The 24,452-nt window shown below is 47.5% G+C and carries 23 protein-coding genes and 1 tRNA gene; 13 read left to right on the top strand and 11 right to left on the bottom strand.

Going from position 1 to position 24,452, the window contains the following annotated elements; genetic code table 11:
- Positions 1-64: 64 nt before the first annotated feature.
- Positions 65-1,789: a S41 family peptidase gene (locus LLH06_RS01830; RefSeq protein WP_228171555.1), complete on the bottom strand. Its 1,725-nt coding sequence runs from the start codon at positions 1,787-1,789 to the stop codon at positions 65-67.
- 86 nt (positions 1,790-1,875) lie between these two features.
- Complete coding sequence (locus tag LLH06_RS01835) at positions 1,876-2,091, bottom strand: hypothetical protein (protein ID WP_228171556.1); 216 nt, start codon at positions 2,089-2,091, stop codon at positions 1,876-1,878.
- A gap of 115 nt (positions 2,092-2,206) precedes the next feature.
- On the opposite strand from LLH06_RS01835, the gene LLH06_RS01840 reads away from it, so the two are divergent.
- On the top strand, positions 2,207-2,800 hold the full coding sequence (locus tag LLH06_RS01840) for a porin family protein (RefSeq protein ID WP_228171557.1): 594 nt from the start codon (positions 2,207-2,209) through the stop codon (positions 2,798-2,800).
- 73 nt (positions 2,801-2,873) lie between these two features.
- Here the strand turns inward: LLH06_RS01840 and der are convergent, their stop codons facing one another.
- Complete coding sequence (der, locus tag LLH06_RS01845) at positions 2,874-4,175, bottom strand: ribosome biogenesis GTPase Der (protein WP_228171558.1); 1,302 nt, start codon at positions 4,173-4,175, stop codon at positions 2,874-2,876.
- Between the two features lie 83 nt (positions 4,176-4,258).
- Positions 4,259-5,137: a GTPase Era gene (gene era, locus LLH06_RS01850; RefSeq protein WP_228171559.1), complete on the bottom strand. Its 879-nt coding sequence runs from the start codon at positions 5,135-5,137 to the stop codon at positions 4,259-4,261.
- 80 nt (positions 5,138-5,217) lie between these two features.
- Here era and LLH06_RS01855 point away from each other — a divergent pair.
- The 3 genes from LLH06_RS01855 (at position 5,218) to LLH06_RS01865 (ending at position 8,217) form a co-directional block, all read left to right on the top strand.
- Positions 5,218-5,294: transfer RNA gene (locus LLH06_RS01855), tRNA-Met, on the top strand.
- Between the two features lie 59 nt (positions 5,295-5,353).
- Positions 5,354-5,917, top strand: coding sequence for a hypothetical protein (locus LLH06_RS01860; protein WP_228171560.1), 564 nt, complete (start codon positions 5,354-5,356; stop codon positions 5,915-5,917).
- Positions 5,918-6,489: 572 nt separating this feature from the next.
- A complete protein-coding gene (locus tag LLH06_RS01865; RefSeq protein ID WP_228171561.1) occupies positions 6,490-8,217 on the top strand; it encodes an ATP-binding protein in 1,728 nt (575 codons plus the stop codon).
- Positions 8,218-8,365: 148 nt separating this feature from the next.
- Here LLH06_RS01865 and LLH06_RS01870 read toward each other — a convergent pair whose 3' ends face one another.
- A complete protein-coding gene (locus LLH06_RS01870; protein WP_228171562.1) occupies positions 8,366-8,965 on the bottom strand; it encodes a lipoprotein in 600 nt (199 codons plus the stop codon).
- 314 nt (positions 8,966-9,279) lie between these two features.
- Here LLH06_RS01870 and fumC point away from each other — a divergent pair, with 314 nt between their 5' ends.
- The 4 genes from fumC to LLH06_RS01890 all read left to right on the top strand — a co-directional run bounded on the left by fumC (position 9,280) and on the right by LLH06_RS01890 (position 12,603).
- Entirely contained in the window at positions 9,280-10,677 is a 1,398-nt protein-coding gene (gene fumC, locus LLH06_RS01875) for a class II fumarate hydratase (protein WP_228171563.1), read from the top strand.
- Between the two features lie 46 nt (positions 10,678-10,723).
- Complete coding sequence (locus tag LLH06_RS01880) at positions 10,724-11,248, top strand: fumarate hydratase (protein ID WP_228171564.1); 525 nt, start codon at positions 10,724-10,726, stop codon at positions 11,246-11,248.
- Between the two features lie 4 nt (positions 11,249-11,252).
- Positions 11,253-12,047 carry a S1/P1 nuclease gene (locus LLH06_RS01885; protein WP_228171565.1) on the top strand — a complete coding sequence of 265 codons (795 nt, stop codon included), beginning with the start codon at positions 11,253-11,255 and terminating at the stop codon, positions 12,045-12,047.
- 115 nt (positions 12,048-12,162) lie between these two features.
- On the top strand, positions 12,163-12,603 hold the full coding sequence (locus tag LLH06_RS01890; RefSeq protein WP_228171566.1) for a low molecular weight protein-tyrosine-phosphatase: 441 nt from the start codon (positions 12,163-12,165) through the stop codon (positions 12,601-12,603).
- 66 nt (positions 12,604-12,669) lie between these two features.
- Here LLH06_RS01890 and LLH06_RS01895 read toward each other — a convergent pair whose 3' ends face one another.
- Complete coding sequence (locus tag LLH06_RS01895; RefSeq protein ID WP_228171567.1) at positions 12,670-13,110, bottom strand: DoxX family protein; 441 nt, start codon at positions 13,108-13,110, stop codon at positions 12,670-12,672.
- A 192-nt stretch (positions 13,111-13,302) separates the two neighbouring features.
- On the bottom strand, positions 13,303-15,405 hold the full coding sequence (locus tag LLH06_RS01900; protein WP_228171568.1) for a glycoside hydrolase family 97 protein: 2,103 nt from the start codon (positions 15,403-15,405) through the stop codon (positions 13,303-13,305).
- 728 nt (positions 15,406-16,133) lie between these two features.
- Here LLH06_RS01900 and LLH06_RS01905 point away from each other — a divergent pair.
- Entirely contained in the window at positions 16,134-16,325 is a 192-nt protein-coding gene (locus LLH06_RS01905) for a cold-shock protein (RefSeq protein WP_228171569.1), read from the top strand.
- A gap of 116 nt (positions 16,326-16,441) precedes the next feature.
- Here LLH06_RS01905 and LLH06_RS01910 read toward each other — a convergent pair whose 3' ends face one another.
- A complete protein-coding gene (locus LLH06_RS01910) occupies positions 16,442-17,542 on the bottom strand; it encodes a lipase family protein (protein WP_228171570.1) in 1,101 nt (366 codons plus the stop codon).
- 413 nt (positions 17,543-17,955) lie between these two features.
- On the opposite strand from LLH06_RS01910, the gene LLH06_RS01915 reads away from it, so the two are divergent.
- A complete protein-coding gene (locus LLH06_RS01915; RefSeq protein WP_228171571.1) occupies positions 17,956-18,732 on the top strand; it encodes a TlpA disulfide reductase family protein in 777 nt (258 codons plus the stop codon).
- Positions 18,733-18,846: 114 nt separating this feature from the next.
- On the opposite strand, the gene LLH06_RS01920 is transcribed toward LLH06_RS01915, so the two are convergent.
- The gene (locus LLH06_RS01920; protein WP_228171572.1) at positions 18,847-19,194 is read right to left on the bottom strand and encodes a HesB/IscA family protein; all 348 of its coding nucleotides are present in this window, start codon (positions 19,192-19,194) and stop codon (positions 18,847-18,849) included.
- Positions 19,195-19,291: 97 nt separating this feature from the next.
- Between LLH06_RS01920 and LLH06_RS01925 the strand changes: the two genes are divergently transcribed.
- The 3 genes from LLH06_RS01925 (at position 19,292) to dnaA (ending at position 22,104) form a co-directional block, all read left to right on the top strand.
- Complete coding sequence (locus tag LLH06_RS01925; protein WP_228171573.1) at positions 19,292-19,825, top strand: DUF7935 family protein; 534 nt, start codon at positions 19,292-19,294, stop codon at positions 19,823-19,825.
- Between the two features lie 41 nt (positions 19,826-19,866).
- Entirely contained in the window at positions 19,867-20,181 is a 315-nt protein-coding gene (locus tag LLH06_RS01930) for an energy transducer TonB (protein ID WP_228171574.1), read from the top strand.
- A gap of 495 nt (positions 20,182-20,676) precedes the next feature.
- Entirely contained in the window at positions 20,677-22,104 is a 1,428-nt protein-coding gene (gene dnaA, locus LLH06_RS01935; protein ID WP_228171575.1) for a chromosomal replication initiator protein DnaA, read from the top strand.
- 70 nt (positions 22,105-22,174) lie between these two features.
- Here the strand turns inward: dnaA and LLH06_RS01940 are convergent, their stop codons facing one another.
- Together LLH06_RS01940 and LLH06_RS01945 are read right to left on the bottom strand one after the other, a co-directional pair.
- The gene (locus LLH06_RS01940; RefSeq protein WP_228171576.1) at positions 22,175-23,275 is read right to left on the bottom strand and encodes a glycosyltransferase family 4 protein; all 1,101 of its coding nucleotides are present in this window, start codon (positions 23,273-23,275) and stop codon (positions 22,175-22,177) included.
- Positions 23,272-24,450: a glycosyltransferase gene (locus LLH06_RS01945; protein WP_228171577.1), complete on the bottom strand. Its 1,179-nt coding sequence runs from the start codon at positions 24,448-24,450 to the stop codon at positions 23,272-23,274. The genes LLH06_RS01940 and LLH06_RS01945 overlap by 4 nt, the downstream gene beginning before the upstream one ends.
- Between the last annotated feature and the right edge of the window lie 2 nt (positions 24,451-24,452).

Raw genomic sequence — 24,452 nt, forward strand, 5'->3', positions numbered from 1 at the left:
TCATATCAACAAAAAAAGCAGCCTATCAAGCTGCTTTTATATCATAATTGCGAATGAAAGGCAGTTAATTACCGTCGGTGCCGGTGGTCTTGGCGGCTGCCAGGGTAAGCTGCGGTTTGCCGATCACTTTATAGTTGCCTTCGCCCTTCAATATCGCCAATACCTGAGGCTTGTCTTGCAAGGTCTTTACGGCAAGGGCCAGTTCTTTGTCGTATTTAAAGTTAGCCTCGTAACGGCCTTTTTCGTAATAATAGCGGGCAGCTATCTCATTCTCCAGCACTTGTTTGATCTCGGGCTTATGTACCTGCAGGTCGTTCTTTTTGGTGCTGGCCAGTTTATTTTTCAATGCCTCTAGTTCGGGCTGTAGCTCAGCATATTGCTTGTCCTTTGAAGCCTCTGTTTTGAGCGCGGTCAGGATCTTTTCGCTGGCAGTACTGTAGCTGTAATTCTTGCTCGACAGATATTTTACAAATTCCGCATAATCCTCGTCGTTAAGCGTGAAGCTACGGGGAGCGCTGATCTTAGTATGCGTGTTGCGGTAATTGTTGGCGAAATCAAAGATCAGGTACTTGCCCACCAAGGTCTGCGTCACATCGGCGAAGCGTTCCTGTTTGATGGTCAAATCGGGGTAAACGCCGCTGCCATCATACACCGAGCGGCCCGCACGGGTCTTGAACTCATGTAAAGATGAATCGGCGATCTTCACCACGCTTCCATCATCCTTACGGTGAGCATAGTCAAGCGCTTGCACGCAACGGCCCGACGGGATAAAATATTTAGCGATGGTGATCTTGACCAGGCTACTATAAGGTAAGCTAAAGGTTTGTTGTACCAGGCCCTTACCGTAACTGCGCTGACCGATCACCACGGCACGGTCAAGATCTTGCAGGGCACCGGCCACGATCTCTGAAGCTGATGCCGAGCGGCCATTCACCAATACCACCAACGGCAGATCCGGCTCCATGGCATTGCTTACCGTGCGGTATGTGAAATTCTTTTCTTTGATCTTTCCTTTTTGCGACACCACTTCCATGTCCTTAGGTACAAAAAGGTTCACGATCTTAACGGCCTCCTGTAAGATACCACCTCCGTTAGAGCGCAGATCCAGGATGATGCCGCTTGGATTATTCTTTTTGATACTGGCCAGGGCGTTGGTCACTTCATCGGCCGAGTTCTCTAAAAATTTGTCGAGTTTGATGTAGCCCATGTTGCCATCGACCATGCCTGCGTAGGATACGTTAGGCTGTTTGATCTCGTCACGAACGAGGCTCTTCTCCATGGTTACCTCACCGCGTTTGAGCACCAGCTTAATGCCGGCGCCTTTGCTGCCTTTAAGTAACTGGCTAACCTGTTCGCTATTGCGGCTGGTAAGCTCGATGTCATTGATCTTCACGATCTGGTCGCCGGCGCGTACATCGGCCTTTTGAGCAGGGTAACCTTCAAATACCTCTGATACGTAAACTTTGCCATTGCGTGAAAAGATGCTGGTACCTATACCACCGTATTGGGTGCTGATGTAATGAAGTTTGTAATCCTCGATCTCAGATTCAGGAACGAACTCGGTATATGGGTCCAGACCGTTCAGCATGGCATCCACGCCGGTCTTGACCATTTTGGCCGAATTGATATCGTCCACATAGTTCAGGTTTACCTCTTTATAAACAGAAGCAAAAACATCCAGATTTTTGGATATCTGGAAAAGGTCATCTTTGAAACTGACAACACCTATGGCCAACAAGGCCAGGCCGGTGACCATACCCGCTTTACGGTATACATTTTTCACGCTCATAATTCCTTCAGCTCACTGCTTTAGAGGGCAATATCTTAAAGATACGTAAAACGACACCGTATTGTTGACCCTGCGATCGTAATTATTTACAAACGGTTGTTGTCAATATTCACCAGTGCTTTTTGGAGCGTAAATACCACATACTCACGGCTGCGGTTCACGAGGTTGGTCAGATTATTGATCAGTGCCTCTTCCTGCCCTTCGGTATATTGCAGCGCGGCATCAGTCAGATGATTATATTTGCGTTTCAGTTTGATCTTGACACGTGGCCAATCTTTATTGCTTATGCTGATATTTGCCATGAAGACAAAAATATAAAAAAACACCACTTTTGCAGATCGGCCGTAAAATTGTGACAAAAGGTTAAACCTTCCGGTCCGAAACTTATCTTAGCGTTAACTATAAAACTACACCTACATGAAAAAGTACATTTTAAGCATTGCCCTGCTGGTGATCACTATTGCAGGCGCTAAAGCTCAGGCATCGCTCGGTATAAAAGGCGGGATCAACCTTTCTAAGATCAACCGTGATGACCTGACTGAATCTACCGTTACCGGTTATCAGGTAGGTCTATATGGCCGCATCGGTAACAACCTGTACCTGCAGCCCGAGCTTTACCTGGGCAGCCGCGGTGGCAAATTTGAGACCAATGTGGCCGGAGGTACCAGCGCTACGGCCACCAGTAAGGTTACCTTCACTACGCTTAACGTGCCGTTATTGGTAGGTACTAAGATCGTTAATGCCGGTACGATCAACGTACGTGCAATGCTTGGTCCGGTTTACTCTTACAACCTTGACAAGAACACCAGCGCCGCCAACAATGCATCAGGCGCTATCAATGATTTTGGCGATTATAAGAACAGCACCCTGGGCTTCCAGGCCGGTGCTGGCGTGGATATCGGCAGTATCAACGTTGACCTGCGCTACGAGGGTGGCCTAACCAAGATCAATGAAAAGTACGGACAACGTGCCAACCTTTGGGCATTGAGCGTAGGCTTCAAGATCCTGTAATCGTTACTTCAATAAAATAAAAAAGGCCATTGCAATACGCAATGGCCTTTTTTATTGCGTCAATAAGAGGCTATTATTTTTGCCTGAAGAATATCTGGATCGGCACACCTTCAAAGTCAAAGTTCTCGCGCAGCTTGTTCTCTATAAAGCGGCGGTAAGGCTCTTTGATGTATTGCGGCAGGTTACAGAAGAACGCGAACATTGGCGCGTTACCATTGATCTGTGTAGCGTATTTGATCTTAACGTGCTTACCTTTTAACGATGGCGGAGGATAGTTCTCGATGATCGGCAGCATCACATCGTTAAGCTTCGACGTTGGGATCTTTTTGCTGCGGTTGGCGTAAACCTTATCGGCTGTCTCCAAAACCTTAAGCAAGCGTTGTTTCTCCAATACAGAAGTGAAGATGATCGGCACATCGGTGAACGGTGCGATCTTTTCGTGTATCTGCTCTTCAAATACCTTAATGGTCTTATTGTTCTTCTCGATCAGGTCCCACTTGTTCACCACGATCAATACACCTTTCTTGTTCTTTTCGGCCAGGTGGAAGATGTTGATATCCTGTGATTCCAGTCCTTCAACCGCATCGATCATCAACACCACCACATCAGCTTCTTCCAAAGCTTTAATGGTACGCATCACCGAATAGAACTCGATATTCTCTTTTACCTTGGTCTTTTTACGCAGACCGGCGGTATCGATCAGCATGAACTCATGACCGTAACGGTTATAATGAATGTGGATCGAATCGCGCGTGGTGCCGGCGATAGGCGTAACGATATTGCGGTCCTGACCGATAAGCGCATTGATGATAGATGATTTACCCACGTTAGGACGACCTACGATGGCATATTTAGGCAAGGTGTTCTCTTCGGCCGGTTCATCGTCGAAGGTCTTCACCAACTCGTCCAGCAATTCGCCCGTGCCTGAACCGGTCATAGAAGAGATGTTAAATATCTCGCCCAGGCCAAGGCTGTAGAACAGTGTGGCGTCAGACTGTAGCGAGGTGTTATCCACCTTGTTCACTACCACGAATACCGGTTTTTTGCCTTTACGCAGCATCACGGCTATCTCATCGTCCAGGTCGGTTATTCCGGTGGTCACATCCACCACGAACAGTATGGCGGTGGCCTCATCGATCGCGATCTGTACCTGCTCACGTATGGCGGCCTCAAAAACGTCATCAGAATTAGCTACATAACCGCCGGTATCGATCACGTTGAAGCTGCGGCCTACCCACTCGGCTATACCGTAATGGCGATCACGGGTAACACCGCTAAAATCGTCAACTATGGCTTTCCGGCTTTCGGTAAGGCGATTATATAAAGTGGATTTGCCCACGTTAGGGCGGCCCACAATGGCTACTATATTACTCATATTTTAATGGTGAGTTGTGAACGGTCAATGTTTGACAGCTCGTTGCAAAGATACGGAGGGCTGGTGACACAAGGTCACAATGATCAATCTTCGTACCCGAATTTTTTAAGATAATTTTTCTTGCTGCGCCAGTCGCCGATCACTTTAACGAACATTTGTAAGAAGATCTTGCGCTGAAAGAACTCCTCCATGCTGCGGCGGGCATAAGTGCCCACGATCTTGAGCATATCACCGTTCTTTCCGATCAGGATGTTCTTTTGCGAATCGCGCTCCACAATGATCTCGGCACTGATGCGGTAGATGTCCTCAGCCTCCTTGAACTCGGTGATGATGACCTCAGTGCTGTATGGGATCTCTTTTTTATATTGTTTGAATACCTGCTCACGGATCATCTCCGAAGCAAAGAAACGGTCGTTACGATCGGTCAGGAAGTCCTTTTCGTAATAGGGTGGATGCTCGGGCAGGCTATCGATCACAAAGTCCATAATGGCTTTGATGTTGTGCTCATGTAGAGCCGATATAGCAAATATGGCTTTGGGCTTCAGCTTTTGCTCCCAGTACTCGATCTTTTGTTTAACGGTGGCCTCGTCGCTTTTATCGATCTTGTTGATCAGCACGGCCAGTGGCGCTAACGAACCTTCCAACTTCTCCAGCACCTCGTTCTCATCGTGCGTCTCGTTAATATCGGTCACTAACAGGATCAGGTCGGCATCAACGATCGAGCCGCTTACCTGGTGCATCATGCTTTCTTGCAGGGCGTAATGCGGTTTGATCACGCCAGGCGTGTCAGAGAACACGATCTGATGGTCGTCAGTATTCACGATGCCCAGTATACGATGCCTTGTGGTTTGCGCCTTAGGCGTAATGATCGACATCTTTTCGCCCACCAGGGCATTCATTAAGGTAGACTTACCTGCGTTAGGTTTACCAATAATGCTTACAAAACCCGCCCTGTGACCCATATCAAAAAATAATTAAAATAAATTTGGACTGCAAAGAAACGAATTATATCTTTGCAGTCCAATACAAAAACAAACAATAGTGCGGGATGGAGCAGTTGGTAGCTCGTCGGGCTCATAACCCGAAGGTCGTAGGTTCGAGTCCTGCTCCCGCTACCCAAGAAAAAAGGGGGTCAATAAAGTTGATCCCCTTTTTTTATTTCAGCAAACCTTATCAACATGAAACATAAATTTTACGCCATTTCCATCGCGCTTGCATCTTTGTATTCCTGTCAGCAATCTCAAGCTTTAAAAGTTAATACTGAATCGGTCGCTGAACAAACAAAAACCGCAGATATTGATAGTATGAAAGTATTATCTGATACAACTGGTTTAAATAACGCACCTATCAAAATATTTTCAACAAAGCTTAGTTCAAAAGTAGTCGACACTGTTGATCAGCCCGCTGACAATCTAAATCATAAAGGTCATTTTGGACGCTTTATAACTATTAAGGTCAAATACAAGAACATATCATCGAAGCGAATTATTGGTGCGCGTTTGATATGGCTAATAGTTGACGAATATGGTAAACCCGTACCTGTAGGAAATTCCAAATTAGGCAATCAAATGGGTTACATGGGTAGTTTAGCAGAGCCGGAAATGGATTTTAGTTTTGCAATTGGTGAAACCCGAACCGATGAATGGGAATACACAAGTAACTCAGGTCAAAACATAAGGCTCGCTTATCCTCAAGAAGTTGAGTTTTATGATGGAGCAAAGTGGAAGATTGGAAAGAAATGAAAACTATTAAATTTCACCACAAGTCGCCTCGTTTGTATATTAATGGAGAGAAAAAAAATCGGACTCTGCTCCCGTTACCCAAGAAAGGAAAAGCCTCTTAGAAGAATCTGAGAGGCTTTTTTAATGCTTAAAAAGCATATGGTGTGCCTTGAAACTCTATGACCTGACCAAACAGTGGTACAGGCTAAGGTATACAAAACGTCTCCGAAGTATACTTGCCGATTTTAAGTGATCTACTGTTTTTTACACACTTGTATTGATGCTCTGATCTATTCATTTTGATCAGTGCAACCAAGTGGTACACAACATTCACATCCTGTTCTTTCTATACCGACACCTTCCTTATTGACTGCGACGCCAACTCTACCATTGGCGTTTTATTGAGCCCGGCTACTTGGAATAAGCACTCATCGTAAAGACATAATGAGAGCTTCGCACATGGATTTGGGGAGGCTTTTTTCTTTTCGGCCGATCGGTAGTGTTCAGGTCAATGACAACTTCATGCGCTAATATTTCAAAAACCTCGACGGGGTTGTCGTGTTAATTTAATTTATTTCCATAATTCTCCTAAGGTGATACATCCAGACCGCGATCTGTTCTACAGCAGCAATGAATTTCAAAACTTTTTTCAGCGTTCGCTACGCTCATTGGTGCTCAAAACTGATGCACCGCGGTTCACGATCATGGCAGTAAGCGACACGTATCTCGATCTTGTTCATAAGCAGCGGGAGGAGGTTTTGGGCTTAGGGCTTTTTGAGGCGTTCCCCGGCAGTGAAGGTGACCCTTCGGAGGCTGGCAGTGTAATGGAAGCATTGTTGGAAGTGATCCACACCCAAAGAACCGTTATTCAGCCTATCTTCAAATATGAGATCTACGTGCCCGAAACGGATGCTTATGAAACGCATTACTGGCATAATCAGCATGAAGCGATCCTAGACCAGGCCTCAGGGCGGGTAGCTTACATCATCAACACCACCACGAATATCACCGAGCGCATCAGGTTAGAGCAGGAAGTGAAAAAGGGTCGTGAGCGTGAGTTAAGTCTGATGGGGCAGCTCGCAGCACGTAACCGAGATCTTACTGCGATAAATGATGCATTATATACGACAAACACCGAGCTGAAGGCCTCCAATGCTGATATCAGGCGGCTGAACATCGAATTACGGAGTTATGGTGAGCGGCTGAAGCAGATCAATCAAACCCTGTCAGAAAGCGAAGAACGATTCAGGAGCATGGCCGAAGGGTCAGGTGTGCTGATAGGGGTGGGCGATACGACAGGAGAGGCGATATATTTTAATCAGGCTTGGTCACGGCTTACCGGCAAGCCTATCGAGGAGCTACTGGGTACTGGTTGGTCTTCGCTTATCCACCCTGACGACAAAGACGACTACCTTGACCTCTACATGACCTCCGTCAAAAATAAGCTTCCTTACACGGGCGAATACAGGATCCTTAGTGCAAGCGGCGAGTACAGGTGGTTACTGGCCTTCGCCTCGCCACGCTTTGAGCCGGATGGCTCTTTCGCAGGCTTTATAGGTTCGTTCGTTGATATTACTGAGCGTAAGAGGGACGAACAGCGTAAGGTAGATTTTATCAGTATGGTCAGTCATGAGTTAAAAACGCCTATTACCTCTTTGAACGGTTTTTTGCAAGTGCTCAGAACAAGAGCCGCGAAGGCAGAGGATACTTTGGCCGTTGGCTTTTTAGATAAATGTATAAAGCAGGTACGCAAGGTGACCGATATCATCAATGGTTTCCTCAATGTATCCCGTTTGGAGTCGGGCAAGGTTCATATTGATAAACAGCCGTTCGATATGGCCGAATTGGTAAAAGAGGCAGAAGAGGAAAGTTTAGCGGCCATCACCACCCATCGGGTGGTATTCGCACCGGTAGAACATACTCCCGTTATGGCCGACAAAAATAAGATCGCGCAGGTGGTGACCAATCTGATCAATAATGCCGTTAAATATTCACCACAGGGGAGCGTAATTAATGTAGCCTGCGTAACTGCCAATGATGTGGCCCTGGTGAGTGTTAAAGACGAAGGAATGGGTGTCGCTCCTAATGACATTAAAAAGTTGTTCGATCGTTATTACCGGGTAGAGAGCCATGCCACCAGGTCCATAGCAGGTTTTGGTATCGGTCTATATTTTTGTAAGGAGATCATTGAACGCCACGAGGGTACCATAGCAGTTAAAAGTGAGTTAGGCAAAGGTTCAACTTTTTATTTTACGATCCCCGTGTTAAGCAGCATCAATAATGGTGACAAAGCGGCTATTCAAGGCGAACAAGAAAACTGATCATTGTAAGGTCACTCGCCAAAATGCCCACCAAGGATATTGGTTAGAGAGTGTGTCAAGCTCGGTTGGGCCAGGCCGTCATCGTATCCTGATAAATAAGAAAGCCTCACCATTTACGGTAAGGCTTTTCGTGTTTATGATAAGGTGGTTAATGGTCCCATTTCAGTCCGGCTATATCGAATTCCATGGTCTGCAGGCCACTTTGGTAGAACTCGGCCTGGATGATCATCTTCTTGGATCTTTTGGCATTGGCTATGAATTTGGTGGCATTGTTGATAAAGAGCAGGTCTGAACTATTATCTGATGGTTCGCTACAACTGAAGGTGATCGCTTTGTTCTGGTCAAATCGTACGGTCACTTCCGAGCCGTCCACGCCGGTGTTGAACTGCCCTTTAGATACCGAAAGCAACACTTCATTGCCGTTCTTGCCTTTTCTGAGCGCGATCGTTGCTGTAGAGCCGCCATCATAAGGGAAGTCGAACTGTAATTCCTCGTTGGCGTCTATCGAGGCAAAGTAGGTCTTTTTTGAGGTCATCTTATCTTCATGCTCGCTATAGGTCCACTTGGTGGTCGGTGTGGTAGCCACCTTTTCTTTTTCTGCGGCGGGCATGGTATCGTCACTCACTCCTGTGGTGGTGTCAACGGCAAAGGTGTCTACCTTAACACTGTCGATGTCTGAAGTTGAGGAAGGGGCATTGCAGGCACTAAGCATAATAGCCGCAACAATGAATGTGAAGGTCTTTTTCATGTGAGTTGAATTTGGTGCGGCTAAACTAAATATAAATTTTAACTGTACAATAGTTTGGCTATTATTTTTAGTAAAATAATTGATGGGCAGTGTTCAATTAGGTCGCAATTATACAGCGGAAAGACGGTCGCTTCGTATTAATAGGCTATATAGGCCATTGAGTTCAGGTTCGGAGTTGATGCTTATGAGCCCTCATGCCCAATGTTTTGGTATATGATGCGGCAAATGGTCAGAGAGGTTAAATTTATTCAGCGGCGGTGCATGATCTTTACATCTGATCCTTAACTTTGGGCGCAAAATAATACAGCGAACTTATGAGTTTCAGAACCGAACATGATACCATGGGCGCGGTACAGGTACCGGCCGATAAATACTGGGGCGCACAGACCGAACGCTCACGCAACAACTTTAAGATCGGCCCCGAGGCTTCGATGCCTAAAGAGATCATTGAGGCGTTCGCCTTCCTGAAAAAAGCTGCAGCTTACACCAACACCGACCTTGGCGTATTGCCAGCCGAAAAACGTGACCTGATCGCTCAGGTATGTGATGAGATACTGGCCGGTAAACTGGATAGCGAGTTCCCACTGGTGATCTGGCAAACCGGTTCAGGCACTCAAAGTAACATGAACGTTAATGAGGTGGTAGCCAACCGTGCGCACGTACTACAGGGCAACACACTGGGCGAGGGCAAGACCTTCATCCACCCCAATGATGATGTGAACAAATCACAGTCATCTAATGATACTTACCCTACCGCTATGCACATCGCGGCTTACAAGATCCTGATGGATGTGACCATCCCCGGGGTCGAAAAATTGCGCGATACCTTGAAGGCCAAATCAGAAGCTTTCAAAAGCGTAGTTAAGATCGGTCGTACCCACTTGATGGATGCCACACCGTTGACCTTGGGTCAGGAGTTCTCGGGTTATGTTTCTCAACTTGATCACGGTTTGAAAGCGCTGCGTAACACGCTGGAGCACCTTTCAGAACTGGCCTTGGGTGGTACAGCAGTAGGTACCGGCATCAACACCCCTAAAGGTTATGATGTCAAGGTGGCTGAGTATATTGCACAATTCACAAACCTGCCGTTCATCACGGCCGAAAATAAATTTGAGGCACTGGCCGCTCACGATGCCATTGTAGAGAGCCATGGTGCATTGAAGCAGATCGCGGTATCATTGATGAAGATCGCTAACGATATCCGCATGCTGGCCTCAGGTCCGCGCTCGGGCATAGGCGAGATCCACATCCCTGACAATGAGCCAGGTTCATCGATCATGCCGGGTAAAGTTAACCCTACACAAAATGAGGCCGTTACCATGGTAGCCGCCCAGGTGATGGGTAACGATGTGGCCATTTCTATAGGCGGGTCTAACGGACACTATGAGTTGAACGTGTTCAAACCGGTCATGGCCGCTAACTTCCTGCAGTCTGCCCGTTTGATCGGCGATGCATGCGTATCGTTCAATGATCATTGCGCGGTGGGCATAGAGCCTAACTACGAGGGTATCAAAAAACACCTCGAGAACTCGTTGATGCTGGTGACCGCATTGAACCCGCACATCGGTTACGAGAACGCTGCAAAGATCGCTAAGACCGCATTAAAAGAAGGTTTGTCATTACGTGAGGCTGCCCTTAAACTCGAACTGCTCACCAACGAGCAATTTGACGAGTGGGTACGTCCAGAAGATATGATCGGAAGTTTAAAATAAACACCTCTCCCAAACCCTCCCCATTAGGGGAGGGCTTTTTGTTTATATGCTACGCAGAACATTCGCTTTTCTTTATCCGGTCTTGTTCCTGGCCATCGGCTCCTGGTACTTGTCTCTTACAGCCTGTAGCCCTAATGCCAATATCCAAGGTATGGGCGAAGGCTTTTTGCAGGGCGAATGGAAACAGAAAGCCAATGCTGCCGATCAGCAATTGGTGAACTATACATTGTATAACTTCAAGTTCACCTGCGATTCGTTCTACGTGCAAATGAACACCTTTAGCAAAGTGAACTACGGTGCCGATACCTGTATGAACAAAGGCCACTGGACCGAGTATGCGAAAGGGCTCTACAACATGCGTAACGATACGCTGCACCTAAAGGGATTTTATACCAACGCCGATCAAAGCCTCAAGAACCTGGGTGGATGTTTTAGGGCCGGTGTATACGAGGAGTATTTCAAGACCCGTAACGAAGCTGATACCTTGTTGCAACTCACCAACACTTCAGGGGTTTTACCGCTAAATTTGCAGCTAACAAAACGACTTACTTGTGTTCCCAAACCATTGTAGAAAAATGAAACTGAACATTCTTAAAAAACTGATGCTGGGCGTGGTGCTATTCTATTTACCACTGCAAAGTATGGCCTGGGGCGATAAAGGCCACCGCATAGCCGGACAGATCGCATCAAGCTACCTTACCCCAAAAGCCCGTGCTGCAGTTAGAGCCATTTTAGGCAACGAGAGTGTGGCCATAGCCAGCACCTGGGGCGATTTTATTAAATCAGACCCATCTTACAATTATCTGTACAACTGGCACTTTGTTGATTTTGACAAGCCTTACACCTATCCTGATATGGTGACCTACCTGAAACAGGACACCAGCGTCGATTCTTATACCAAGATCCAATTTATGGTAGGTGAGCTCAAGAAAAAGAACTTAGCCGCCGATAAAAAACTGCTTTACCTGCGCATGTTGATACACGTGGTGGAGGATATTCATCAGCCTATGCACACCGCCCACACAGATGACAAGGGGGGTAACGACTTCAAAGTGCAATGGTTCAACGAGCCAAGTAACCTGCACTCGATATGGGATAGCAAACTGATCGAATTCCAGAACCTGAGCTATACTGAATATTCAAATGCGATTAACTTTACCACCCCAGCGCAGCGCGCCGAGTGGCAAAAAGAACCGGTGACCAAATGGATATTTGAAAGCCAGCAACTGGCCGAGAAGATCTACGCAGCATCGCAAAAAGATGAAAAGCTGGGTTATAAATACAACTTTCAGCACATCGCTACTGTGAACAGGCAACTGCTAAAAGCGGGGGTTCACCTGGCCGGTTTGCTGAACCAGATATTTGGATAATTCTTTACACGTCATCGCGAGGAACGAAGCGATCTCTGAACTTGATGGATAAACGCCCCATGCAGAGATCGCTTCGTTCCTCGCGATGACGTCTTTTTATATCACATCGATACACATGAAGATCCTAATGATATGCCTCGGTAATATATGCCGGTCGCCATTGGCAGAGGGTATTATGCAGCACCTGGCCGATAAGCAAGGACTCGGCTGGACCATTGATTCGGCCGGTACGGGCAACTGGCATGTGGGCCAATGTCCTGATCATCGCTCTACTAGGGTAGCTCAACGGTATGGAGTGGATATCAGCAAGCAGGTATGTCGCCAGTTCAGTGTGGCCGACTTTGACGAATTTGACCTGCTAATGGTGATGGACCGTAACAACCTGCGCAATGTTCTTGCTATGGCCCGCAACAGCGCCGATCAGGCCAAGATAAGGTTGTTGCTGAACGACCGTGAGGTTCCCGACCCTTACTACGACGATAACCAGTTCGAGCCGGTGTATAAGCTGATCGAGGATGGTTGCAAGCGGATCATCAACGAGTTCGCCCATCAATAAAAAAAGAGGCCGGAACATGACGTTCTCGGCCTCTCTCTCAAAAACTAATTGATCACTTCACTATGGTTAGGCAATAGCCTCTTCTTTTCGGTTCTCCACCGATATCACACCGTCTCCTTCAATTAAAAAGCAGATCAGGCCGGCCAATACCAGGCATGACAGCCAGAATTCCGAATACGGTTTAAAAACGTTAGCACTTAAGTTGACAAAGAATACCGCCACCAGCAGGATAGGTAGGTTAAGCAGGCAAAAGAAACGGGTATGTGAGCCGATCACCAAAAAGAAGCCGCCAATGATGTGCAGGCCAATGATCAGGTGAGCAGCTATGCTGATACTCACTGCCGTGCCAATGCCCGACTGCATCATAAGCGCCGTGAACGCCCCTAAATTATAGGCGAATAACACGCCCTTCCATATCAGCACAAAACCTAAAAGTATACGAAAAAGGTCTAACCACATAGGGTGATTCTTATCGCCCCAGTCTTGGATCTTGGTAAGCATTTTCATGATGTTCAAATTGGTAATACAATTATAACGAACTTTTTACATCAAGTGTTCGCTTTTGTCAATTTTTCATCAGGTAAGCTATTTTTGGAGTATTTGTTGAAAGGTTAATGATATTGACGGCATAATATTAAAAAATTTTTAAAAGATAAGGCCTGTCAATATTGACAGGCCTTTCACAACAACACACAACACTTATTTGATACTGATGGCAAAGCCGCCGCCCGGGGCCACAGTTTGCTTCAGCACGGTCTTGGAGTTCACCTTCACTTTGCGGATGGTGTAGCTCTGAGGGTTCTTTTCGTAATCGGCATCTTTCCCATCGGCATAAATAATGGCCTCATAGGTCTTGCCTTTTGGCAGATAGTCAAATTTGACGGTAGCGGTTCGGGCGTTCTCGTCGGTCACGCTGCCCACGTACCACTCGTTCTTGCCTTTGGCTTTGCGGGCAATGGTGATGTAATCGCCAGGTTCGGCCTCGATCACATAGCTTTCGTCCCAATCAACGGCCACGTCCTTAATGAACTGGAACGCATCGGCGAATTTCTCGTAGGTCTCCGGAAGGTCGGCCGCCATTTGCAGCGGGCTGTACATGGTCACGTACAAGGCCAGTTGCTTAGCCAGCGTAGTGTGCACGAACGACTTATTTTCCGGATTGTAAGCACTGATCCTGGTTTGAAAGATGCCTGGCGTGTAATCCATCGGTCCGCCGGTCAAACGGGTGAACGGTAGTATGGTGGTATGGTCAGGGTTGTTACCACCGAACGATTCATATTCGGTGCCGCGGGCTGCCTCGTTGCCGATCAGGTTAGGGTAAGTGCGGGCCAAACCAGTAGGGCGTATGGCCTCATGTGCATTCACCATGATCTTATAGTCGGCGGCTTTTTTAATGGCGTACAGGTAATGATTCACTAACCATTGGCCATAATGATGCTCACCGCGAGGAATGATCTGACCTACGTAGCCGCTTTTAACGGCGTTGTAACCATTCTCCACCATAAACTTGTAAGCCGTATCCAAATGGCGCTCGTAATTACGTACCGAACCCGAGGTCTCGTGGTGCATAATGATCTTCACGCCTTTTGAGGCCGCGTAGCGGTGCAGTTTCTTCACGTCGAAATCAGGATAAGGGGTCACAAAGTCAAAAACATAATCTTTGGTCTTACCGAACCAGTCTTCCCAGCCTTCGTTCCAGCCTTCTACCAGTACAGCATCAAAGCCGTTCTTAGCAGCAAAGTCTATATATCTTTTAACGTTGGCGGTATTAGCCCCATGTTTGCCGTTAGGTTGGGTCTTGCTGTAGTCGGTAACGCCCAACTGTACGCTTTCGAGGTTATTGTAAGCCCAGGTGCTTTTACCGGTGATCATTTCCCACCAAACGCCTACATATTTAACAGGCTTGATCCACGATACATCCTTGAATTTGGTAGGCTCGTTTAAGTTGTAGGTCAGCTTCGACATCAGGATATCGCCGGCCTTGTCGCTCACGATCACGGTACGCCATGGCGACTGTGTTGGCGCTTGCATGTATCCTTTATCGCCAATGGCATCAGGCGTTAGGTGCGATTCGAATACCATGTTCTTATCGTCCAGGTCGAGCGACATGCATGAATAATCTACCAGCGCGGCCTCGTGCAGGTTGATGTATAGGCCATTGTCACTCTTGAGCATCAACGGAGTTTGCACACCGGTAGGCGAAAAGGTGGTCTGTGATACGTTGGGGGTAACGGCCGCTTTCATTTTGCCACGTATCTCTGATAGTTTTGAGGTCACGGTGCTGTACTCTTGGGTGTCATAGTCGCCCGGCAGCCAGAAAGCCTTATGGTCGCCCGCCATTGCGAACTGGCTATGCTCTTCCTTGATAATGAAGTAGTTCAGGTTAGGTTGCGACGGGAACTCGTACCTGAAACCCAATCCATCATCAAAAACGCGAAAACGGATGCGGATGAAGCGGTCCTTTACGGCCTTTTGGCTCAGGGTCACCAACAACTCGTTGTAATGGTTGCGGATGCTTTTTTGTTCGCCCCAAACAGGTGTCCAGGTCTCGTCGGAGGTGTTTTGCTCGGTCTTGGTGATGGTGAACCCATCCATGAACGAAGGCACATCCTTGGTCTCGATACCCAATTTGCTGGTCTTGATCACTTCCTTTTGCTTGTAGCTCAGCTGGTAGGTGGGTACACCATTACCTTGCAGTGCAAAAGTAAGTTTGAGGTTCTTGTTGGGTGAGGTGATAGTTTGCGCCCTGGCCGTACTAACGGCTAACAAGACGACAACAGTACAAAGTAGAATTGAACGCATGGTCAAAATAAAATAGGTTTTGCAGATAGCACTTATCTGTATGGCTAATGACAAATCTGCTCATCTTGCTCGCGCGCTCCTAATTATTTAAGCTGATCTTGAAAAAATATAACGGCTTACTTAAAATAAGATATTGAAGGTCAATTCAGTGTGATGGAGAGGAGCGTATTTTTTGATCTGATTTTTTAAGCGTTTTTGAGCGGTAATGACACGCCTATTCATGCTTTAAGACAGCTTATCCATCGTCTATTAATGTCATTGACACGACCCATCGGCGGCGATCAGGATGTCTGCTATAGATGATCACCGATTTCGTAAAAAAGCATGCTTTTTGTAATTTGAAGGTGTGGCAAAGCTTAGGAACTGCGCCGTTAAAGTGTTACATGGATGCGTTTACGTGTTACATCTGGTGTTACATTTTGCTTTTTTGTTGAAAATTCTGGAAAAAGTTGGGCTTTTACGAATTTCGCAACGCTGAAAAGTGGGGAAAGTTGGGGAATTCTGTTATATCAGTGTAACAGATCTGGTGCTACCCGAACGCGCTTTTGGAGGGATGCATAACCAACAAAGAGGACCCAGGACCGACGTTAGCGGCGAGCCTTTAAGGCCATGGCAGTGTCAACTTTTTGTTAACTATAGGTTTAAAAGATACCTTTGGTTAATATAATTTACCAAAACCGCAAATACCCCATTATTTATGTATACCTTGCGACCTTATTAAAAATACAATGCAAAAAGAAGGAACAGTAAAATTTTTCAACACCGAGAAAGGTTTTGGATTTATCACAGAAGAAGGTAAAGGTGATGTATTCGTACACACTACTGGCCTGATCGACGAGATCCGCGAGAATGACCGTGTATCGTTCGAAGTTGAAGAAGGTCGTAAAGGCCCAAATGCGGTAAAAGTTAGAGTAATATAATTATCACTATAAATTAGCATTTAAAAGCCCCTGCCGGTTACGGTAGGGGCTTTTTATTTTTTAGAATAAGTTTTAGGATCGTGTTCCGCACCCGCTTATATGCAGGCTACGTGCGATCAGTTCTTATTCAGATACTGTTTCTCGGTAAGGTATCGGTACGGGCTGAACATGTGGTGGGTAAACACGTTCTTGGGGTCGTTAACAAATTTTTTGCGGTACTCCTCATCGGGCAGCAAAATGATCGGCGTACCGGCGGTAGTGTATAGGCTGCCGGTCACATACGCCGGTTCCTTAAATTGAGGCATCGCCTTTTTAATAAATCGTTGGTATACCATACCGCCCAGGTACTTCTCATTGTTGTGGGCCGCTTTTTCAGATGGTTTCCGCAAGCGATTGTATACATGGGTCATGTATAGGCGGGCAATGAATGGTAATTTCTTGATGTACTGCTTAGCGTTGCTGAAAGGGTTAGGATCTGTAAAATCGTCGAGCGTTTGGATGGAAAATGGGGTTTGCGGCACCCAATCGGCCGCATTGATCACGGATAGTCCCCAACCACCGCGGGTCAAAAAATCGTAATCATATGCATAATAGGTATTGCCCGGTTTAGGCGGCGCACTGCAATAGGTCTTGATCACCAGGTCGGCCGGTAGTCTATGTTGTTTTTGCAGATCGGCAATGTACGACCGCAGCAGGTAGGCAATGGCCCCGCCCTGGCTGTGCCCCATAATAGTGAACTGGGTGATACCTTGTTTATATAAGCTATCTATTTTAGGGATGACGGTACGGCTCAGGTCGGCCATGCCTAACAGCCAGCCAATGTGTACCGCTGCGCGCGGGTCGGCCGCCAGATGATATTTAAAGGTAGTGCTATCATTAAGGTGCAGCTCACCGGTGGCCGGTACCATGGCCGCATAAAAATTCTCCATCCAACTGGTTTGCTCACCGGTGGTGCCGCGTATGCTGATCACTACGCTATGGCCGTCGGTGTTCTTCCACAGGTCCCAGCGGTTCAGCAGCGGACCGATCCCCGAGCGGTAGATCATATGGTGATGCTGCGGCGCACCTAACGTTTCTGTTTTAGGGATGGTATCGATCTGCCGGAGCGACACTCTTAATAGTTCCAAATATTCGCGGGCATCAAAGCCTGGCTTAAGCTGGGCGTGGGCGGCCAGGGTCGATAGCAATAAGGCCGGTATCAAAAGCAAGTATCTCATATAAGTATCGTCGTGTCAAAGGTGATGCCTGTCACTTAAGCATGGTGGTGCAAAATTAGCAGATCGCCTGGCAGTGTAAAGGTGCTAACATCACTTGATAAGGCAATGCAACGTTCGGGACGTCCGATGGTTTGCAGTTACCTACCACCGTGGCGAAAGCACCCACGCATTGGGGAAGGGGGAGTTGAGGCGGAGAGGTGTTGGGGAATATTTCCCCCGGCGATAAAAATGTCGCCTTGCTTAACTATTTAACGATCGGTAAAATGCAGGCTCTCTTTTAGCGAAAATGAGGTGTTTTAGCAGGCGTTCCTTGCGAAAATGGCAAAAAGCGGCCTTTTGAGCAGTGGGGTGCATTTTAAGGGAACAGCGTTTGCCTATACCTTTAGCATAACACCGCTAATAAAAATAACAACATGAGAACACTGCTTTACACCATCGCCCTTTTACTTACGGTGACCTTCGCTCAGGCACAGACCAGCACCTCAGGCCCACAAAAAGTATATCGCCTGCCACGTTTGGACGAGCGCTCAGTGATCCTGGACTCAGCAGGACGTAAAGTGGACTATACCGCCTGGACCACCTTAGTGAACAGCGGCCGTTACGAAGTAAAGGTAATAGTGATGGAGAACGGTAAAGGAGCCCTGCGTTTGGTAAAGATGACCAAAGCCGCAAGAGATGCCAAATTCGCTAAGATGGGTAAACCGGCAGAAAGCCCGTTCTTCACCACCGGTCAGGCCTTCGGCAAAAAGCTGAAAGAAAAAAGCTACAACGGTGAGCAGTGGACCAATGAGAAACTAAAAGGCAAGATCGTGGTGATGAGCTTCTGGTATGTGAACGACATTCAGTGCCGCCAGCAACTGCCAGACCTGAACGAACTGGCAGTAACCTACAAAGCAGATGGCGACGTGGTGTTCCTGTCCGTACCACTGGATGATAAAAAAACGGTAGAAGAGTTCCTGAAATATAGCCCACTGGCCTACCAGCACCTGGAGAACGGAAAAGAACTGAGCAGCAGGTTAGGCGTGGTTGGTCAACCAACGGACGTAGTGATCGATCAGCACGGCTTGGTACAATACCACACTACCGGTTACAATGCGGCTAACGCTTACTGGATCGGCAGAACCATCGAGACGTTGAAGACCACTGCCGGTGCAGCCGACGTAAAAGAGCTGACCCTGGCCAGCAAGTAGGCCAGGCGCACCGAAACAACGAAACAAAGAGAACAACAACACAAAGCAGTGTAAAGCAAAAGGGCCGCATCGAAAGATGTGGCCCTTTATATTTTTTAAAGGTAAGGCAGTAACTTATACCGAGAACGAAGTACCACAACCGCAGGTGCTTTGGGCATTAGGGTTGTTAAATACAAAGCCGCGGGCATTCAGGCCGTCCTGAAAATCTACCTGCATACCGGCCAGGTACATACCATGTGCCTTATGCATGTAAACTTTAATGCCATCCACATCATATACCTTATCGCCGTCCTTCATCTGGTCAAAACCTAATATATAGTTCATGCCGGCGCAGCCTCCGCCCTCAACGCCAACGCGCAGGCCAAAATCGTCGCTCAGCTCTTGCTGGTCCTTCAATTTTTTGATCTCTTTGGCAGCGCCTTCGGTAAAGCTTACGGGTGCCATTTCAACTGCTACACTCATGTTTTAATTTTATTTAGCTAAACAAATATAAGCTAAAATGCAGATCTTTGTTGCCGCCCTATTCTATTTATGACATGGGCGCAACATTGCACCTCCTATGAATTTGTACAACATCCTGCTCGACATCCTTAAAATGACCATTGCCGGCGTAGGCGTGGTTTGGGTGGCCTTTTACCTCATTAAACCTTACCTTGACAAGACCCAGCGCCTGCAGGTGCTCGAGTTAAAAAAAGCCGCCGATAATACGACCTTGCCTTTGCGTTTGCAAGCGTATGAACGTATCGTGCTGCTGGTGGAGCGTTTGAGCCCGGCCTCTATGCTGGTGCGCCTTAATCAGGCCGGCTACTCGGCCGCTGATCTGCATCTGCTGGCCATACAGGAGGTCAATAACGAATATCAGCACAACATTACCCAACAGGTCTATGTAAGCAGCCGTGCCTGGGGCGTGGTTAGGCGTTTAAAGAACGATACCACTACCTTGCTCAACAATACTTACCGCAGCTTGCCCGAGGGTGCCTCAGGGCTTGACCTGGCCCGCACCGTACTGGCGCACCTGAGCCAGCAGGAGAACGATCCTTACGAGGTGGCCGCATCCATGATCCGCGCCGATCTGGACGAGCTTTTTGGATAGTGATGAAAGAACTGGTGCTGATATCACTACTGGGGCTCCTTATGAAGCCGTCGACTTCCAACGCACAGGCCAAAAGTGTGGGCATAGCCAAGGACACAGTGGCCACCACCAAAGCAAGAGTTCATGTGGTATATATAGTGAATACAGACAGTACCATAAGCAGCCTTAAGGCCAAGATCGTTGAATGTGAAGGTTGTAAGGGTAGTAAAGACAAGGCTTATTTAAAAGGCGTGGCTCTTAACATGGTCAGGAAAGCGCCTCGCCCTCCATCTATACAGAACGGGAAGCCACAAAGAACACAGTACACACAGCCCTTTTTGATCGAACTTGCCGATACCGCAAAGGCAGGCCATTAGCGATCGGTACCTCAGGATCTGCGTTATAGTTAGAGTAATTTCCTGTGTGGTTTACGGGACAATGTTGTGAATAGTACACGTGATGTAAGGTATATCGGCACAACTTAAGGGTGTTAAAAAAGGGGCGCTTATTTTATCGTTCCGAGTTTCAATCGGTTAACATTTTGAGGTGCTGAGCAAGGGGCTTGTGGCGTAGTAATTGCACTTGAAAATGACACGAAAAATAGCCGGTCTGGTATATTTCTTTTAACGAACGATCTTCAATTCAAGATCAAAAAGCGCAATGCTTAACATATTAAAAATGAACGTGATAGGCCAAATTTTATTTGGATAAAAAGCGGTCCTTTCGCGTATAATACCACAAAAAAGCAAGGCTCACAAATAAAAGATTTATTTTTTTGATCCGCTTATTTTTTGAATATTCGATGTTCCGTAAACGTCACAAATAAAGTGTGAGCGGGCTTTGGAAATCAGCATTTTACCGTTAATTGTTATATGGAAAAAACTTGTACTAATGTTTGGAGTAGCTGCTTGCAGATCATCAAGGATAATATCCCTACCCAAAGCTTCAAGACCTGGTTCGAACCGATCAAGGCTTTGAGGTTAGATGGCAGCGTGCTTACCATACAGGTACCGAGTTTATTTTTTTACGAGTGGCTTGAAGAACATTACGTTGGGCTGCTTCGTAAAACCATTAAAAAACAACTGGGCGACGATGGACGCCTGGAGTATAACATCGTGGTAGAACAATCATCATCTAATAAGCCGTTCACGACCAACATGCCCTCAAACGGTAACGGTGCCGAGGCCAAGAACCAAAGCATGCCGGTGCCTATCTCATTGAATAAGGACATCAAAAATCCTTTTGTGATACCAGGGCTGAAAAAACTACATGTTGATCCGCAGCTTAATCAGAACTATACTTTCGAGAATTTTGTAGAGGGCGATTGCAACCGTTTGGCCCGCTCGGCAGGTTATGCCGTGGCCGCTAAACCGGGTGGCACCTCATTTAACCCGCTGATGCTGTATGGCGGCGTGGGTTTAGGTAAAACGCATTTGGCCCAGGCCATTGGTAACGAGATCAAACGCACTTTGCCTGATAAGCTGGTATTATATGTATCATGCGAGAAATTCACTCAGCAATTTGTTGACGCGTTAAAGCATAACAACATCAATGATTTTGTGAACTTTTACCAGGCGATCGATGTGCTGATCATGGATGATGTGCACAACTTTGCCGGTAAAGAAAAGACACAGGATTTCTTCTTCCACATATTCAACCACCTGCACCAATCGGGCAAGCAAGTGATCATCACGTCAGACAAGGCTCCTAAGGACCTGGCCGGACTGGAAGAGCGCTTATTGTCACGCTTCAAGTGGGGACTTTCGGCCGATCTGCAAACGCCAGATCTGGAGACCCGCATGGCCATCCTTAAGAACAAGACCTATCAGGACGGTATCGAGCTGCCTGATGATGTGATCGAGTATGTGGCGCACAACATCGATAACAACATTCGTGAGCTTGAAGGCGCCATGGTATCATTGCTGGCCCAATCGACCCTGATGCGTAAAGAGATCGATCTGGCACTGGCCAAATCGATGCTGAAGAACTTTGTGAAGAACTCGGTAAAAGAGATATCTATCGAGTACATCCAAAGCCTGGTTTGCGAGTATTTTGAGGTACCGGTGGATATGGTAAAATCACAGACCCGCAAGCGCGAGATCGTGCAGGCGCGTCAGATATCTATGTACCTGGCCAAAGCTCACACCAAAAGTTCATTGAAATCTATCGGTAACTTCTTTGGCGGCCGTGACCACTCTACCGTGATCTATGCCTGCCAAACCGTAGAGGACCTGATCGACACTGATAAAAAATTTAAAGGGTATGTTACTGATATTCAGAAAAAGCTGAAAATGTCGTAACTTGCTCGTGTAAAACGCCTTTTACTAACCAACTATAACCGAAGCCCTGCCACTCCCCGTGTGCAGGGCTTTATTCTTTACCGGTCACGCTCCTATATACCTCAATGGTATTGTTCACACAATCTTCCATGCTGAATTGGCTTAGCCGCTGCGTGCCTTGTTGAATGAGTTGCCCACGGAGCGTTCCATCTTGCAGTACGTTGCTGATAGCGGTGCGCATGCTATCGGCACTGGCCGGGTCAAAATAGGCAGCCGCCTCGCCTGCTACCTCTGGCAGCGCAGTGGTGTTACTGCACACCACCGGGCATTGGTTGGCAAAGGCCTCCAGCACCGGTAACCCGAAACCTTCCTGCTTGGATGGAAAAGCGAATAATAACGCCTGGCTGTACAATTGCGTTAGTTGCTCATCGGTCACGTTCATCTGCGTTAGCTGCTTATCGATATTCAACTTGGCAAATAATGCTGATTCCTCTTCGCTGAACTTGCCGCCACCGGCGCAGATCAGGTGCAGGCTGGGGTCCTGTTGAAGCAAAGGGGCAATGGCGTTCACGAAAGGAGTGAAGTTCTTATAGTGCCAGCGTTCGCCTACATATAATATATAGCGTTCGGGGAGTTGGAGCTTGTCGCCGCTATCAGCAATGGTGGGTATGTGGCCATGGTGAACCACCTTTATCTTAGGTTCCAGTTCAGGATAGAAGTGCAGGATATCCTGTTTGGTATGCTCCGATATGGCGATGACCGCGGCGGCCTTATCCATCAGTAGTTTTTTACGGCGAATGATCTCCTGCGCGGTATGGTCGAACAGCTCTGGATACAGCTCGTAGATCATATCATGCAGCGTCACCACAAAGGGCTTGCGGCAGTACTTGATAAAATACGGGTCGTAATAAGTAGGGTGGAACACATCGTGGTCGCTCAGGCGCAGCATCCAGCGCGAATACCGGCGATTCCATTTGAAGGCCTTGTCCTTGTTATCACCAAAAAGGCTTTTGCCTATACCGGCCAGCGGCAAGCTGTCCTTATCGATGTACTCGTTCTGGCTATAAAGCGTGGCTATCCGGCTGCTGACGCCCGGCGTGGCATTAAAGCCTGCGTTCAGGTTGGCAAAGTACCGCGATATGCCGCCGTACCGTTGCATCGAAAAGGTTTGATGGTCGATCAGGATCTTCATGCAAATACCTCGTCCAATAGCTTGTAGCTTACGCCCGTCTCAAAATACTGGCTGAACAGGCGTTGAGCCAGCTGCTGCTGTTGTTGATATAGTTCAGGGTCGTTAAGCAGGCTGACGATCAGTTGGGCATAGCCCGCCGGATCATTGCTCACCAGACAGCCATTATCGATCTTGTTGGGCAAGCCATCGGTACCGTAAGTGGTGCATACGACGGGTAGCCCGTATGATAAAGCCTCGATCACCTTAACTTTTACCCCGGTTCCGCTCAGCATCGGGCAAAGCGCGATCTTGGCCTGGCTGTAATAGCTATCCAAATTTTCGGCAAAAGCTATCTGCTCAATGGCTAATCCTTTAGGCAAATGTTTATTGATGCTGCCGATCACACATATCCTGATCCCCTTAGGCAATAGCGGGTACACTTGCCCGAAGAACCAATCGGCCGCTTTTTGGTTATGCACGTTATCGCTTGCCACATAGATGAGGTCGATCGGGCGTTGTTCTAAGGGTAGCTGCAATCGCTGAGGGGTATCCATCATCATGGGCACCAATCGCACCTGCGTTTTACAGAACTGCCCGAACACGTAACGCTCCTCGGCCGATATGGCCCAAACCTCGTCAAAAGCGTTCAGCCTTTTCACCTCATCGTTCAGGGTTGCGCCCAGGTCGAACCCGCGTTTGTATTTGAATTGTGCTGTAATAAAGTCGTGGGTGTCCATGATCAGCCGTGCGTTACCGGTCAATTGCTTGGTGCTCACCAGGTCGGCGTAGTAGATGTAGCTGATAATGATGGCATCGTACTGCTCCTGTTTCAATACGCCTTCAAAAGCTTTTTTGAGCTTTAAGGTCATGAACGTAGGAATGCTCGAACTTGACGGGAAGGTGAACAGGTAGTAGATAAGGTCCCAAAGCTTGTACCGCAAAAAATACCACACCGAGTTGCTTTTACCAGGTTTGCGCGGCAGTAAATGAACTTGGCGGGCCAGGCCGGATCGTTGCAAGAGGTCGGTCACCTGCTGGTCGGTATATTGCTGGTCGCCGGTCTCATTGCGGATGCCGGCAAAGTCGACCGTTATGCCCCGTTGCCTGAAATACCGCAGCAGATACATGGCCCGCGTAATGTTCCCGGCGTTTTGCCGGCCCATGTTGTCGGGGAAAAAATAAAGAACTTTTTTCATCT

This window comes from Mucilaginibacter daejeonensis (genome assembly GCF_020783335.1).
GTDB lineage: Bacteria > Bacteroidota > Bacteroidia > Sphingobacteriales > Sphingobacteriaceae > Mucilaginibacter > Mucilaginibacter daejeonensis.

Coding starts and splice junctions, on each gene's coding strand:
- LLH06_RS01920 (WP_228171572.1), bottom strand. CDS start 19,194: ATGAGTGTAGCAGTTGAAATGGCACCCGTAAGCTTTACCGAAGGCGCT.
- LLH06_RS01925 (WP_228171573.1), top strand. CDS start 19,292: ATGAATTTGTACAACATCCTGCTCGACATCCTTAAAATGACCATTGCC.
- LLH06_RS01870 (WP_228171562.1), bottom strand. CDS start 8,965: ATGAAAAAGACCTTCACATTCATTGTTGCGGCTATTATGCTTAGTGCC.
- LLH06_RS01830 (WP_228171555.1), bottom strand. CDS start 1,789: ATGAGCGTGAAAAATGTATACCGTAAAGCGGGTATGGTCACCGGCCTG.
- fumC (WP_228171563.1), top strand. CDS start 9,280: ATGAGTTTCAGAACCGAACATGATACCATGGGCGCGGTACAGGTACCG.
- LLH06_RS01895 (WP_228171567.1), bottom strand. CDS start 13,110: ATGAAAATGCTTACCAAGATCCAAGACTGGGGCGATAAGAATCACCCT.
- LLH06_RS01885 (WP_228171565.1), top strand. CDS start 11,253: ATGAAACTGAACATTCTTAAAAAACTGATGCTGGGCGTGGTGCTATTC.
- era (WP_228171559.1), bottom strand. CDS start 5,137: ATGGGTCACAGGGCGGGTTTTGTAAGCATTATTGGTAAACCTAACGCA.
- LLH06_RS01840 (WP_228171557.1), top strand. CDS start 2,207: ATGAAAAAGTACATTTTAAGCATTGCCCTGCTGGTGATCACTATTGCA.
- LLH06_RS01860 (WP_228171560.1), top strand. CDS start 5,354: ATGAAACATAAATTTTACGCCATTTCCATCGCGCTTGCATCTTTGTAT.
- LLH06_RS01910 (WP_228171570.1), bottom strand. CDS start 17,542: ATGAGATACTTGCTTTTGATACCGGCCTTATTGCTATCGACCCTGGCC.
- dnaA (WP_228171575.1), top strand. CDS start 20,677: ATGGAAAAAACTTGTACTAATGTTTGGAGTAGCTGCTTGCAGATCATC.
- der (WP_228171558.1), bottom strand. CDS start 4,175: ATGAGTAATATAGTAGCCATTGTGGGCCGCCCTAACGTGGGCAAATCC.
- LLH06_RS01835 (WP_228171556.1), bottom strand. CDS start 2,091: ATGGCAAATATCAGCATAAGCAATAAAGATTGGCCACGTGTCAAGATC.
- LLH06_RS01880 (WP_228171564.1), top strand. CDS start 10,724: ATGCTACGCAGAACATTCGCTTTTCTTTATCCGGTCTTGTTCCTGGCC.
- LLH06_RS01945 (WP_228171577.1), bottom strand. CDS start 24,450: ATGAAAAAAGTTCTTTATTTTTTCCCCGACAACATGGGCCGGCAAAAC.
- LLH06_RS01900 (WP_228171568.1), bottom strand. CDS start 15,405: ATGCGTTCAATTCTACTTTGTACTGTTGTCGTCTTGTTAGCCGTTAGT.
- LLH06_RS01940 (WP_228171576.1), bottom strand. CDS start 23,275: ATGAAGATCCTGATCGACCATCAAACCTTTTCGATGCAACGGTACGGC.
- LLH06_RS01905 (WP_228171569.1), top strand. CDS start 16,134: ATGCAAAAAGAAGGAACAGTAAAATTTTTCAACACCGAGAAAGGTTTT.
- LLH06_RS01890 (WP_228171566.1), top strand. CDS start 12,163: ATGAAGATCCTAATGATATGCCTCGGTAATATATGCCGGTCGCCATTG.
- LLH06_RS01915 (WP_228171571.1), top strand. CDS start 17,956: ATGAGAACACTGCTTTACACCATCGCCCTTTTACTTACGGTGACCTTC.
- LLH06_RS01930 (WP_228171574.1), top strand. CDS start 19,867: ATGAAGCCGTCGACTTCCAACGCACAGGCCAAAAGTGTGGGCATAGCC.